This window comes from Arthrobacter sp. GAS37 (assembly GCF_044908325.1).
In the GTDB taxonomy this organism is placed as follows: Bacteria; Actinomycetota; Actinomycetes; order Actinomycetales; family Micrococcaceae; genus Arthrobacter; species Arthrobacter ramosus.
In genome coordinates this window covers 16,849-30,434 of the sequence record NZ_JBIYDB010000014.1, presented here as the reverse complement: position 1 = coordinate 30,434, position 13,586 = coordinate 16,849, and the positions used below count along the sequence as shown (strand labels likewise).

At 64.2% G+C, this 13,586-nt stretch carries 12 protein-coding genes; 2 read left to right on the top strand and 10 right to left on the bottom strand.

The annotated features are described in order from the left end of the window. Position 1 precedes the first annotated feature (1 nt). Entirely contained in the window at positions 2-499 is a 498-nt protein-coding gene (locus ABH924_RS13005) for a DUF2505 domain-containing protein (RefSeq protein WP_234750844.1), read from the bottom strand. Positions 500-658: 159 nt separating this feature from the next. Between ABH924_RS13005 and mfd the strand changes: the two genes are divergently transcribed. Then, positions 659-4,375 (top strand): transcription-repair coupling factor, encoded by a 3,717-nt coding sequence (gene mfd / locus ABH924_RS13000; protein WP_404499377.1) that lies wholly within the window; start codon positions 659-661, stop codon positions 4,373-4,375. A 3-nt stretch (positions 4,376-4,378) separates the two neighbouring features. Beyond that, positions 4,379-5,185 carry a metal-dependent hydrolase gene (locus tag ABH924_RS12995; RefSeq protein ID WP_404499375.1) on the top strand — a complete coding sequence of 269 codons (807 nt, stop codon included), beginning with the start codon at positions 4,379-4,381 and terminating at the stop codon, positions 5,183-5,185. A gap of 10 nt (positions 5,186-5,195) precedes the next feature. Here the strand turns inward: ABH924_RS12995 and ABH924_RS12990 are convergent, their stop codons facing one another. The 9 genes from ABH924_RS12990 to ABH924_RS12950 form a co-directional block, all read right to left on the bottom strand. Further along, positions 5,196-6,737: an OmpL47-type beta-barrel domain-containing protein gene (locus ABH924_RS12990; RefSeq protein ID WP_404499373.1), complete on the bottom strand. Its 1,542-nt coding sequence runs from the start codon at positions 6,735-6,737 to the stop codon at positions 5,196-5,198. After that, positions 6,734-7,243 (bottom strand): hypothetical protein, encoded by a 510-nt coding sequence (locus ABH924_RS12985; protein ID WP_404499371.1) that lies wholly within the window; start codon positions 7,241-7,243, stop codon positions 6,734-6,736. The genes ABH924_RS12990 and ABH924_RS12985 overlap by 4 nt, the downstream gene beginning before the upstream one ends. Position 7,244: 1 nt before the next feature. Continuing rightward, a complete protein-coding gene (locus ABH924_RS12980; RefSeq protein WP_404499369.1) occupies positions 7,245-8,327 on the bottom strand; it encodes a hypothetical protein in 1,083 nt (360 codons plus the stop codon). 96 nt (positions 8,328-8,423) lie between these two features. Continuing rightward, positions 8,424-8,879 carry a hypothetical protein gene (locus tag ABH924_RS12975; RefSeq protein ID WP_404499368.1) on the bottom strand — a complete coding sequence of 152 codons (456 nt, stop codon included), beginning with the start codon at positions 8,877-8,879 and terminating at the stop codon, positions 8,424-8,426. A 354-nt stretch (positions 8,880-9,233) separates the two neighbouring features. Continuing rightward, a complete protein-coding gene (locus tag ABH924_RS12970; RefSeq protein WP_404499366.1) occupies positions 9,234-9,458 on the bottom strand; it encodes a hypothetical protein in 225 nt (74 codons plus the stop codon). Positions 9,459-9,511: 53 nt separating this feature from the next. After that, complete coding sequence (gene deoC / locus ABH924_RS12965) at positions 9,512-10,216, bottom strand: deoxyribose-phosphate aldolase (protein ID WP_404499364.1); 705 nt, start codon at positions 10,214-10,216, stop codon at positions 9,512-9,514. A gap of 186 nt (positions 10,217-10,402) precedes the next feature. Beyond that, the gene (locus ABH924_RS12960; RefSeq protein WP_404499362.1) at positions 10,403-11,308 is read right to left on the bottom strand and encodes an FAD-dependent oxidoreductase; all 906 of its coding nucleotides are present in this window, start codon (positions 11,306-11,308) and stop codon (positions 10,403-10,405) included. Between the two features lie 175 nt (positions 11,309-11,483). Further along, on the bottom strand, positions 11,484-12,431 hold the full coding sequence (locus tag ABH924_RS12955; RefSeq protein ID WP_404499360.1) for an acetoacetate decarboxylase family protein: 948 nt from the start codon (positions 12,429-12,431) through the stop codon (positions 11,484-11,486). Between the two features lie 74 nt (positions 12,432-12,505). Further along, on the bottom strand, positions 12,506-13,516 hold the full coding sequence (locus ABH924_RS12950) for a LacI family DNA-binding transcriptional regulator (protein ID WP_404499358.1): 1,011 nt from the start codon (positions 13,514-13,516) through the stop codon (positions 12,506-12,508). Between the last annotated feature and the right edge of the window lie 70 nt (positions 13,517-13,586).

Below are 13,586 nucleotides of genomic sequence, written 5' to 3'. Positions count from 1 at the left end.
GCTAGTGGCTTTCGAGCCAGGCCTGGGCCTGCTGGGACTGGATGTTCAAGGCCTTGCCAACCATCGGTTCGGCTGCTTCGGCGATCTTGCCGCCGAGGAACGGAACCGACGATGTGACGGCACCTTCGAGCTCGACGCGGGTGTTGCCGCCGTCGGCCACCAGGCTCTGCACCGCGGTGACGTCAAGCGGGGCGCCGGAGATCTTCAGGGAGATGTTGCTGGTCCGCGAGCCATCGGCCGTCGGGGCGTCCCACTTCTCGGTCTGGGTGACGGTGAGCTTCTCGCCGACGAACTTGCGGGCGATCTCCGGGAGGCGCGTGGTGGGCAGGGTGCGGACCGTGATGGTCGTGAATGCGCCGGAGGTGTCGCCGTCGATCTGGAATGATTCCAAAGTGCCGCCGACATACTCGCTCGTGTGGCGCAGGAAGTCTTCGTCGATGAAGGTTGCGGCTACGCGGTCGACGCCGTAGGGCAGGGTGGTGGATGCGTTCAGGGCCATGGGGGTCCTCCGTGAATATCTCGGTTGAAAGCTCTTGCGGCTCCCAAACATCCTACGGTGTGGTCGGGGTAGGCTAGGAACGCCCCGGGATTCGAGAGAATTTCGGGTTTTCGTGCTGCCTTCCCCTATCCGACTTCCCTCTCCCGAGGAGTGCCAACAATGAGCCCCAAAGGCCAACCGTCTGCGGTCAACTCCGGAATCAGCCCTGCCGGCACGGTCCCGTCCCTTGATGGATTGCGCCGTGCCCTGGGTGAGGACCGGACGTTCGCGCGGGTCAGGCCCGAGGCTTCGCGGGCCTTCAGCGAACGGAGCAGCGACTACCAGATCAGCGCGCCCACCGGTTTGAGGGCGGCTCTGCTGGCGGAGATGGCAGACGGCCTCGCCTCCCAAAATCTTGAAGACAGCGCTGTGGTGTTGGCCGTGACGGCAACGGGTCGCGAAGCCGAGGACCTCACCGAGGCCTTGGCTGCCTATCTTCCCGCGGACGCGGTGGCGGCCTTCCCCAGCTGGGAAACCCTGCCGCACGAACGGCTCTCCCCGCGCTCGGACACGGTGGGCCGCAGGCTCGCGGTCCTTCGCCGCCTGGCCCACCCGGAGAGCTCGACGGCGGGTCCCCTGCGGGTGGTCGTGGCACCGGTTCGCGCCGTGGTCCAGCCGGTCGTGGCGGGCCTGGGAGAACTGGTCCCGGTGACGTTGAAGGTGGGGCAGGAAATGCCCTTCAGCGACGTGGTACGCCGCCTTGCCGACGCTGCCTATTCGCGCGTGGACATGGTTACCCACCGTGGTGAATTCGCCGTCAGGGGCGGTATTTTGGACGTGTTCCCACCCACCGAGGACCACCCGATCAGGGTGGAATTCTTTGGCGACGAGGTGGACCAGATGCGCTGGTTTGCGGTGGCAGACCAGCGTTCACTCTCCGGCCCGGCCGTGCACCACCCCAGCGAATTGCACGCCCCGCCTTGCCGGGAAATCCTCATCACGCCGTCGGTCATGTCCCGGGCCGCCAAGCTCAAGGCCGACATGCCGGCCGCCGCGGACATGTTGGAAAAGATCGCGGGCGGCATCGCCGTCGAGGGTATGGAGTCCCTGGCTCCGGTCCTCGTGGACGCCATGGTGCCTTTCGTGGACCAGCTGCCGGCCGGTTCCATCGGTGTGGTCATCGAACCGGAGAAAGTCCGCACCCGCGCACATGACCTCGCGGCCACGAACGAAGAGTTCCTCGAGGCGGCCTGGTCCACGGCGTCAGACGGCGGGTCGGCGCCCCTCGATCTCGACTCAGTATTGGGCTCCCAAGCCGCTTCGGCATTGCATGCGGCCAGCTTCCAATCCTTGACGGACACCCGGAGCGCGGCGCTGGCCCACGGTGTCTCCTGGTGGTCCATCACCTCATTGGCCACGGACGAAGAACTGGTCCTCGACATCGACGTCCTGAACCTGCACGCCCGTGAACCGCGCGGGTACCAGGGCGACGTCGCGGAGATGCTCGAATTCATCGGTTCCCACGTGCGGGACCAATGGCGCATCGTGGTGGCGACAGATGGCCCCGGGCCTGCCCAGCGTCTCGCCGAGTTATTCCATGATGCAGATATCCCGTGCTCCCGAGTCGAATCCCTGGCCCACGAACCGCAGGCCGGGATCATCGAGGTGACCACTGCCGCCGTCGGACGCGGTTTTGTCCTGGACGGCCTCAAGCTGGGGCTGCTCACGGAAGCCGACCTCCTGGGCCGCACATCGGCCGGGTCCACGAAGGACATGCGGCGCATGCCCTCCAAGCGGCGCAACGCCGTCGACCCCCTCCAGCTGCAGGCCGGCGACTTCGTGGTCCACGAACAGCACGGGATCGGGAAGTTCGTGGAGCTGATCCAGCGCAAGGTGGCGGGCTCCTCTTCCGGTCCCTCCGGGGGAGACGCAGGTCTTCGCGAGTACCTCGTGCTCGAGTACGCGGCGTCCAAGCGCGGCGCTCCCGGCGACCGGCTTTTCGTGCCGACCGACCAGCTGGACCAGGTGACCCGGTACGTCGGAGGCGACACGCCGTCGTTGAGCAAGATGGGCGGGGCGGACTGGGCGAGCACCAAGTCCAAGGCCCGCAAGGCCGTCAAGGAAATCGCGGGCGAGCTCATCAGGCTGTACTCCGCCCGGATGGCCTCCCGCGGGCATGCCTTCGCTCCGGACACGCCGTGGCAGCGGGAACTTGAGGAAGCCTTCCCGTATGTGGAGACGCCGGACCAGCTCACCACCATCAACGAGGTCAAGGCCGACATGGAACGCGAGATCCCCATGGACCGCCTGGTCTCCGGCGACGTCGGCTACGGGAAGACCGAGATCGCGGTCCGGGCTGCGTTCAAGGCGGTCCAGGACGGCAAACAGGTCGCCGTGCTGGTTCCCACCACGCTGCTCGCCCAGCAGCACTATGAGACGTTCACCGAGCGCTTCTCCGGGTTCCCGTTGCGCGTCAAGCCGCTGTCCCGGTTCCAAGGTGCGAAGGAAGCCAAGGAAACCATAGAGGGAGTCAAGAACGGCTCCGTGGATGTGGTCATTGGCACGCACCGCCTCTTGTCCAAGGACTTCGAGTTCAAGGATCTCGGCTTGGTGATCGTCGATGAGGAGCAGCGCTTCGGCGTAGAGCACAAGGAAGCGCTCAAGAAGATGCGCACCAACGTGGACGTCCTCGCCATGAGCGCCACTCCCATCCCGCGTACCTTGGAGATGTCCCTCACCGGTATCCGCGAAACGTCCACCCTGGCCACACCGCCGGAGGAGCGGCACCCGGTGCTGACGTATGTAGGGCCGTTCACCAACAAGCAGACCTCCGCGGCGATCCGGCGTGAACTCATGCGCGAAGGGCAGGTGTTCTTCGTCCACAACCGTGTGTCCTCGATTGAGCGCATCGCCGCCCAGATCCGGGAGCTTGTCCCCGAGGCCCGCGTTGAAGTGGCGCATGGACAGATGTCCGAGAGCCGCCTGGAAAAGATCATCGTGGACTTCTGGGAGAAGCGCTTTGACGTCCTGGTCTGCACCACCATCATTGAGACCGGCCTGGATATTTCCAATGCCAACACCCTGATTGTGGACGGTGCGGACAAGTACGGCCTCTCCCAGCTCCACCAGCTGCGTGGCCGCGTGGGCCGAGGCCGCGAACGCGCCTACGCCTACTTCCTGTACCCCTCCGAGAAGCCCCTGGGCGAAGTGGCGCTCGAACGGCTCAAAGCCGTCGCGGCCCACAATGAGCTCGGGGCGGGCATGCAGTTGGCCATGAAAGACCTCGAAATCCGCGGCGCCGGCAACCTGCTCGGCGGGGAACAGTCCGGGCACATCCAAGGGGTCGGCTTCGATCTGTACATCCGGCTGGTGGGCGAAGCCGTGGCCGAATACCGTGGCGAGGCCGAAGAGAAGGCCGCCGACATGAAGATCGAGCTGCCCGTCAACGCCCACTTGCCGCACGACTACGTGCCCGGCGAACGCCTGCGCCTCGAGGCCTACAGGAAGCTGGCCGGGGCCATCACCAACGAGGCCATCGACGAAGTGCTGGCTGAACTCGTGGACCGTTACGGCGAGCCGCCGCTGCCCGCGAAGAACCTGATCGCCGTCGCACGCTTCAGGGTGGGTGCCCGCGAAGCCGGACTGTCCGACGTCGCGCTCCAAGGCAACTTCATCCGTTTCTCGCCCGCCCAGCTGCCCGAATCGAAGGTCATGCGGCTCAACCGCATGTACCCCGGCTCGCAGGTCAAACCGGCCCTCGACGCCGTGCTGCTCCCCAAGCCCAAGACGGCGAGGATCGGCGGCCGCGACCTGCAGGACGCCGAGATCCTGGAGTGGGCCAACACCGTGATCGAAGCTATCTTCGCGGGCGCGCCCGCTTCGCAGACCGCAGGCTAAGCGATGATGGGAGGACACCACGCCGCGTCCGGGGCCGCGGCGTGGATAGCTATCGCATCAACCGGCCCGTACGCCTTGGGCTGGTACCCGCTGGACGCCACCGGAATCCTCATCGGAGCGATGACGACGGCGGGAACTGCCTTGGTGTGCGATTGGGACCACCGCTCAAGCACCATCGCCCAATCGCTGCCGCCGCTGTCCAACGTGATCGCCGTCGGGATCGAGAAGGCCAGCGGAGGGCACCGGCAGGGAACCCATTCACTGCTGGGCGCCTCGGCTTTCGTGGTGCTCGCCGCCATGGCCGCCCAGTTCCAACTGGATACTCCCGTGGGCCGCTTGTCGGTGGGCGCCGGGCTGTTGTGCATGTTCATGATCAATCTGGCGGCCAAAGCACTCAAGTTGTTCCCGAATACCGGGTGGATCGCCAACTGGGTGTTCGCTCTTGCCATGGCCGGGCTGGTCACGTGGTTCGCCCCGCATCAGTGGAGCTGGCTGCCCTTGTCCATGCTCACCGGCGTCGGGATCCACATTGTGGGCGACATGATCACCACCGGGGGAGTGCCGCTGCTGTGGCCCATCGTCATCAAGCCGCCTAAGTTCTGGCGCAAGCTGCCCCTGGTCAGCGGAATCTGGCGGGCCAACGGCGCATTCTCCATCCCCTTGCTTGGCAAAGCCGGTTCGCGGCGGGAGTGGCTGGTCCTGATTCCCGTGAGCGGTTACGCCATGGTTGGCCTTGGCCTGGCGGCCTGGACACTGGTCCGAAACCAGTGGCCGGCACTCATGGCCCTCATGTTGGGGTTGGGTGGATGACGGTGGTGTTTTAGAATCTCGAAGCGGCGCCGGCCGTGAAGGTCCCAGTCATCGGGTTGCCCGCAATGTCTGCCGCCCCTGCCGGCGGGGTGTAGACCGGCTTGCTGGCCGGAACATTGTCCCCTCGGATACCGCCACTGCCGTTGTCACTGAGCGTGATGACGAGAGTCCCGCTGGACTTCGTCCAGCTCATCGTGGCTGTGTACGTCCGCGCCTGGCTGGCGTGGGTGTTGTAGTCCCCGTTGAGGAGCACACTTCCGAAGGCGGTTCCCGAGCAGCTTCCGCTGGCTGCCAGCGTCAGTGTGTCGTTGGCGGCGCTGATGCTGACAGTGGCCCCCGATATTGTTTGCGTGCCCGAGGTGTTGTTGTTCCAGCTGCTGCAGAGGGTACTCGCGTTCATGTCACTTGAGTAGACGATCGTCAGCGTGTCGCCAGTGGTTGCGCGTCCTGCATTCCCGCCTCCGCCGCCGTTGGCCATCGTGATAGACGAAACCGTGGGTGCCACTGTGTCCTTGGGCGAGGTGGCGTTGGCCGCCGGGCCCGTATTGCCCGCCGCGTCCTGGGCAAATGCGCTGTAAGTGATGGTTCCGTCATTGAACGTCGAGAGGTCCAGGCCGGTGACACTCCAGGCGCCGGACCCGTTGGCCGTGACGGTCTGGTTGGTCGAATGTACCGATCCTGCGTCGGTGACAGTGAGGGTTACGGAGGCCCCAGCCTCTGCGGTGCCGGTGACGGAAACATTGCTCTTGTTGGCGATGTTGACGTATGGCGGTGCCGAGATCGTGGGGGCACCGGGAGCAACGGTATCGATCTTGACTGTTTGAGCCTGCGGAGTGCTGGCGTTCCCTGCGACGTCTGTGGCGAAGTAGGACACTGTGTGGGTGCCGTTGCCGCTCACATTCACGGCGGCCGTGGCCGCGTTGACCGTCACTGTGCTGCCACCGTCGACCGTGTACTTGATCGACGCGACGCCGGACCCACCTGTGTTGTCCACTGCGCTGAGGTTTACGGTCACTGGGCTGGTGTTGTTGAAGCCCGCTCCGTTCGGCGTCGGGGAAATTGAGGTGACGCTGATGGTGGGCGGAGTGGTGTCAACGATGACTCCGGTGCTGCGCGCACTTTCAACACCCGTCCACAGTGAGATGACCGGCGTGACTGCGTAGTACCAGGTGCCGCTTGGCACGCTTTGCTCAACGCAGCTAAGGCTGGCTACCGTACCAGCGCAGCCGCCACCAGCGGCGACCTTCGTGCCACCGGATGGTGAGGAGTAGCGGGCAACGACGTAGCCCGATACTGCGTGTCCGACCGAAGTGGTGACGGCTGCCCAGCTGACGGTGACATTCGTGCCGCTCAGTGATCTTGCCGGGGTGCTGCCTTGCGGTAGGGTGTCGGCTTTCGCTGCCGCGAAATTGCTGCTGCTGAGGGACTGCCAGAAGGCATTGGCTGCTGGCCCGCCCCAGGAGATGAAGAGCACTGCCAGGAGCGTCCACGTCACCCGACGCCGGAGTGCATGCCTGCGCCCGCGGCCTGCAGAGTGCTTGGGCCTAGTCATTTGCGCACCGCCATCGTCACTGGAAGGTGGAACACGGCGCCCTGGCAGCTGGATTGCGAGGCCCCGGACATTGACGCGGCGCCGGGCAGCGTGATCAGGATTGAAGTATTCGCCGGTATGGAAACTGTGGGGGCCAAAGGAGCAGCCGGGGCGTTGAAGGTGACGCCTGTGGTGGTGCACGAAGGATGCGACGCATCTGCCGTGGCGGCTCCGTTGGAGGTGAAGCTGTACACCTGCACGGCGAAGGCATTTGGATTGGTTGCCCGCACGATCACCTCGGCGCTGCCTCCGGGGACCAAGGTGGTTGCAGGAGTGTCACCGGCGATGAAGGCGTCCACGGTCACTGTCTGCATGGCGGAGTTGGCCGCCGAACCGCTGCCGATCCCTGTGGTGGACCAGTAAGCGTAGGCCGTTCCGACTCCCAGTACCAGACTCAGCGCGGCGGCCGTGCCGGCTGCTTTGGCTACGACCAGGGAACCGGCCTTCATCCACCTATTCGCTTTCATGTCAGTTTCCCTGTCCCGATCCGGAGTAGGAAAGCTGCAGCGTGGCGCCTTTGCAACCGTCCTGGTTGAGCGAGGTGTTCAGCATCTTTATCTGCGGCCATTGAGCCGCCGGTACGCCTCTTCCCGAGAGCGACGACCTGCCTGGCGGAGCTATGAACGGATAGCTGCCGCTGAACTGGGTCACAGCGTAGTCCGAGGGATTGCAAGGCCGGTTGTTCGCCACAGCCTCTGCTGTCCGGGTGATTCCCGTGATGAAAACGATCAGGTTGGTCACGCTGAGGCTGACGTTGTTCGGGTTTGCTAGCTGAAGATCAATGGGAACCGTGTAGCCCGGTCCCAAGAGGCCGGTCGGACCGCCTGAGATGGAGAACGGCTGGTGTTGGACTGCGGTCACTGTCAAGGAAACAACGACGACGGCCGACTGCACGGTCCCGCTGCTTCCCTTGAGGCTTAGCGAGAACGTTCCGGGTGCCGTCGACGAAGTGGCGGATACGTTGAGGTCCACGGGCGAGGCTCCGGGTCCGATGGTCACAGTCGTAGGCGAAAACGACGCCGAGGTGTTTGCGGGCAGCCCGGAAACCGAGAGCGACACCGATCCGGTGAAGCCGCCCGTGGCCTTGACCACTACGTTGTAGCTTGCCGTCCCGCCCTGCGTGACGGACCTGCTGGTGGGTGCCGGCTGCAGAGAGATGCCCTTTTGGCCGTTTTGGTTGTTGCCGGTGCTATGGTTCCCTTGGTTGCCGTTGTCGCCGGTACCTTGCTTGCCGTTTTTACCCGTACCCTCGTTGCCGCTGTTGCCTTGGTTACCGTTTGGGCCAGCGCCTTCGTTGCCTTTTTGCGAGCCGGTGCCTTTGCTCCCGCTGCCCGTGTTCCCGTTGTTTCCCGAAGCCTGGGAAATATCCGAGGGTACGGAATTTCCGGAGTTCCCTTGGCTTCCGCTCTGCTTGGCCGCTTCGATGGGCTGGTTCACCGAGAGCAGTACCCCCGCCGTGAGGGCCACCAAAAGAAGGCCTGCCAGAAGCACTCTCGCTCCGCCACGGACGGTGCGAAACGATGAGCGGAAAAACTCCGGAATGCTCGGCACGTTTGCCTCCTTTGGATTTGCTCTACGTGGATCTGTTCTACAGCGACCGGGCAGGGGCAAGCTGGTGGGCCTGTGACGGGCCCACCAGCTGGACAGCTAGAGGCTGGAGACGGTTACGGTAACCGTGGCGCTCTTGCAAGCGTCTTGATTGACGGCGCTATTGGCGAAGGTCAAAGTGCCGCTACCCACTGACGTGCCCACTGAGTTCGGCGCGGCCGTCGAGTTGGACGTCGTGGCAGTGACTGTGAACCAAGAGGCGAGGCAATTGGCGGGATCGCTGGTGCTTACCGTTGCTGAGAGAGCTCCCACCACCGTGCTCGTGTTGCTGGAGTTGTCGGCGGTGTAAGCCACCGCGGTGGAGTTGCCCGGTGCCAGGCCAGCGTTGAAGGTTGCGTGAAGGGTGACGGTGCCTCCGCCAGCCGAGTTGGCCGCTGAGCCAGAGCCACTACCTGTGGTGGACCAGTAGGCGTAGGCTACTCCGCCGCTAGCCGCTACGAGGGCAATTGATGCTGCAACCGCGTAGACTTTTCCCTTTTTGCTCAATTTACTCATGATGAGACTCCTTTTGAATTGGTATTCCTCGGAACAGGCGACAGTGGCAAGGAATTCGCAATTACCAATCCTGCTTGGACTGCCCATTCATTCGATGACCAAATGCTGGCATGGCTGTGTTTAACGAACAAAGAGTGGTGTTACCCGTTTTTCGCAGTCCAATACGAGTGGTGCTACTTGGTTTCGATCACCACTTCTGACCTTCTTTGGTGGGACAACGACGGCGACACACCCCGTTTTGGGGCGTGTCGCCGTCGTTTGGGGTTCAAAAGAGGTCAGAAGTGGTGGACCACATTTAAACCACTGTGGCCCCGGACTGAAAAGTCCGGGGCCACAGCTTTTGCAGTTGGTTTCTTAGCTATCGCCAGCCGAGTTGGAGCGGCCGAGAATGGTCTGCGGGATCCAGAAGGCAAGGCCAAAGAGGACCAGGCAGATGGCCATCGGCCACGTGTTCTCCAGCGTCAGGAAAGCCAGGGAGTAGATGGCGCCGAGGAACAGGACCATGCTGATCACAAAGAGCAGAATGCTCTGGCCCAAGGGGTTCTCTTTTTCGATGGGCTGGCTGGCGTTCTGGGACATGCTTTCCTCCTCGGCCCCGGGGGGCTCAAAAACTATGGCGGCTGCCGGGAAACTCAGTACGCGGATGAACCTTGTTCACCTTTGACGATGGCAATTCCGGAGCTCGCACCGATACGTGTTGCACCAGCAGCAATCATAGCCTGTGCATCGGCCAGGGAACGTACTCCACCGGAGGCCTTGACGCCGAGATCCGGGCCCACTGTCTTGCGCATGAGGGCCACGTCTTCCACCGTGGCGCCGCCACCGTTGAAACCGGTTGAGGTCTTTACGAAGTCCGCCCCGGCCTCCACCGATGCCTCGCAAGCCAGGACCTTCTGCTCGTCATTCAGCAGCGCAGTCTCAATGATGACCTTGAGGATGGCGCCACCGGCGTGGACCGCCTCCGCTACGGTCGTGATGTCGTCCACCAATGCGCCTTTGTCTCCGGCACGGGCCGCGGAGATGTTGATCACCATGTCGATTTCATCCGCACCATCCAACACAGCACCGCGTGCTTCGAAAGCCTTGACGTCGCTGGGAGTGGCGCCCAGCGGAAAGCCGACAACCGAGCAGGTGAGGACTCCGGAACCCTTGAGGGCCTTCGTCACGATCTTGACCCAAATCGGATTGACGCATACCGACTTGAACTTGTACTCGGCAGCCTCGGCACAGACTTGGCGCACTTCGGCTTCGCTGGCCTCCGGCTTGAGAAGAGTGTGGTCGATGTATGAAGCGATGCTTGCACTGTTGTCCAGTGCGCTGGAGGCTTCGTTGCTCATGGAGGTCCTTCCGTGGCGGGCCCGGTGTGCCGCAAGGGTCGCGGCTCGTCAAATGACCATCTTGCCACACTGTCCTGCTGCCGGGGCGGCTCCCTCAGAGGGGCCGGCGGGCCGGGTATGGGGCCCCGGAAACTCCCTCCCCAGCCCGCCGCAGGTCCCTGGCCCGCCTCAGGCCCCTTGCCCGCCTCAGGCCGCGGCGGAGCGTTCGGAACGCGGGGACTGTGTGGGACTGGAAATGCGGAGCCTTGCGTCTTCCTCAAGCCGGGCGGCGCAGTGTGCCGCTGCGGCATTCGAGGAAAAGACGAGCCCGAGGCGCATGCCGTCGCGGGAGGCGGCGTCGCCGATCGCCCAGATGCCGGGCACCGAAGTGGCGAAGTCGTGCCCCACCCTGATGCCGCCGTCGGGAGCTGTTTGCAGGCCTGCACTTTCAGCGAGCCCGTTGCGGGGGAGTCGTTCCTCGGCGAGCACCACAAGATCGCCGTTCATGCTGCTCCCGTCCTCGAAGACGATCCCGGTAGCCGGCAGGACCGAACCGGCGACGGAAGGCATGACGGCAGCTGGACGCAACGTGGTACGGACGGGACGGACTCCGCGGGCGCGCAGGACAGCCTCCGCCTGGCCGGCTGCCGGACCGGTGCCAACCAAAATCCCCAGGGGACGACGGCCCAGCACCCGGGTGATGTCCTTGACCGCGGTGCCGATCTGCTCGGCGTCGTCGATCGTTGAGTAGCTGAGGCTGCGTGCTGAGCCTTGGACCGGCGGGTACATGGGGGAGGAGCCGGTGGCAATCACCAGCTGATCGTAGGGGAACTCGAGGCCCTCGGTGGTGGTGACCGTGCGGGCCTGGACATCGATGAAGCTCGCGGCCTGGCCGAAACGCACGGAGACCTGGGGGAGGGCGGCTAGCTCCAGGAGCGCATCGGGGCACTCGTCGCGGTTGCTCAGCACCGTGATGGTGCCGATGAACGCCGCCGTTCCGGGCTGTCGCGAAGTAGTGCTGCTGCCTGTCAGCTGACGGACCAGGGCCTGGGCTGCGGGCCCGGCTCCTGCGATGACGAGGTGGATGGAGCCTGCGGACGGGGTGATGGACATGATGGGTCCCTTCGCTGAACTGAGCTGTGGTGGATGTGCCTGTCCCCAGCGTAGGCGCGGGGTTTTTCGGTGGTGTTTCCCTGTTGTTGCCATTTGGCGGTGGCCCGTTCCCTGATGGTTACCAGCCGGTAATGAGCTGGGTCACATGCGGCCGCCGGCGCTAAACCCGGCGCGGCTAGTGCGCCGTGCGGGAGCGGTCCGGAGGCGCCAACCACTCTTGGCTCTGGCCAAGCCCGACTACGCTGTCCATCGTGCCTCCGCCGCGGAGGGTGGCCGCACCTGCTTCCGTGGAAGCCGTGAGGAACCACGCCTCGATGTGGTCGTCCAGGAGGCTACGAGCTTCGGGAAGCCACGCGGTGAACACTGGCTTGGGTGCCACGTGGAGGGTTTTCAAGGGCGCGACGCCGGGAGCGCCGCCCAGGATGAGCCGCGCCTTGGCCTGCCTGCCGTAGGCGACGTTCGCAGTGCCCTCGACATAGGTGTCCGACTTCCAAAGCATTCCACGGAAGGCGCAGTAGTTGGAGACCGCGAGCCTCACCGGGAGCCCGACCGGAGCGGGCTGTTCGATTTCGATGAAGCTGCCCAGCATTCCGTCCTGGTCGTACTGGGCCGAGACGGTGGCGTCCGTGACGACGAAGTCGAGGTTGGCCTGGTGCTTGGGCATGCCCTGGATTCCCTTGCCGCCCTTGACCGAGATTTCGGTGCTGACGGGCAGGTCCACCACGAACTGGCCAAGCTTGGACGACTTCTGGAAGATGAGCGGCAGGAACGGCGGGGCGGGCCGGCTGCCGTGGGTGATGGCAATGGCCAGGGAATATTCGATGTATTTGCCGATGTCCGTCGACGTGTGGTTGACCACCATGACCATCAGCAGGCCTTTGCCGCCGAGGCTGAAGGGTCGCATTTCCTTGCCTGGGAGCAGCCCGGCGGCGGCGCGTTTGTTGATGGGAAAGGCTGCCATCAGCATGGGGGAGTTGTTCGAAGTGAGCGGCATCACGTGATTGATGCCGTCCACTATTGCATACTGGCCGCCGAGTTTGATCTGGCGGCGTGGGACCGGGGAGGGGAGCAAGCCGTGGAGGGACCTGTGCATCGCCGCATGCAGCTGTGCGAAGTTTTTCATGGCCGTTCCTCCGGACCAAGAGCGAATGTACGGCCATGTTCCCACCGGGTCGGGAATCTGTCCATGATGTGGAGTTACCGCGCGGCGGGCGCCGTTGAGTTGCGGATTACCAGCGAGGGAGTGAGGCGTTCGTCCGCGATGGGAGCCTCGGGATTCTTGAGCCGGTCCATGGCCACTGCTCCGGCAACGCTTCCCAGTTCCATCGCGTGGAGGTCGACCGACGTCAGGTCGATGCCGTGGAGCCGGCCTGTCCGTGAATTGTCATAGCCCACCAACGACAGATCCCCGGGAATGGCCAGGCCCCTGGCGTAGGCGGCTTCGCGTGCCGCCAAGGCGAACTGGTCATTGTGGGTGAAGATGGCCGTCGGGCGGTCCTGGCCGTCGAGCAGTTGAGCTGCGGCACGCTGCCCGGCATCTTGCGTGAAGTCATCGGCCGGTACGGTCCAAGGAACCAGGCCGGCGCCGAGCATCGTCTTCTCGTAGCTTCTTCGGCGGACCGTGTGGCCGTCATAATCCGGTCCAGCCAGGTGGGCGATCCGGGTGTGTCCGAGGCTGAGGAGGTGTTCGGTGGCGGCGCGGGCGCCGGCGTCGTCGTCCGAATATACGCTGTCGACGCCGGGTACCGGCCGCGCGACGCTGACGATGGGGACTATTTGGGCCAGTTCCCGCACTCGTTCGTCCGGGTCCAGCAGCGTTGCGGCGATGATGATCCCCACCCGTGCCTCGATCAGCGAGTCCACGGCTCCCGGATCCACGCCGTCGATCGACTGGGAGACGCTGAGGATGAGGCGGTTGCGGGCCTGGGGGAGTGCCATCCTTACGCCGCTGAGGATATCTGCATAGACCTCGTTGTGGATGTCCATCAAATAGAGCCCGACGGCGGAGCGATGCTTGCGTGCCAGATCGGCGGCGGCCGCGTTGGGCCGGTAGCCGAGACGTTTCGCCGCGTCGAAGATGGCCTGTTTGGTCTCGTCGCTGACACCGGGAGCATCTCGGAAGGCGAAGGACACGAGCGTGCGGGAAACGCCGACTTCGCGAGCCACATCGCTCTGTGTTGCGGGACGGAGTTGCCAGTCAGGACCCATGCCTCATCTTCCCACGGCGAAGAAGCCTCAATTAAGTCATTTGTTAGTTTGACCTTACATTTGGGTCTTT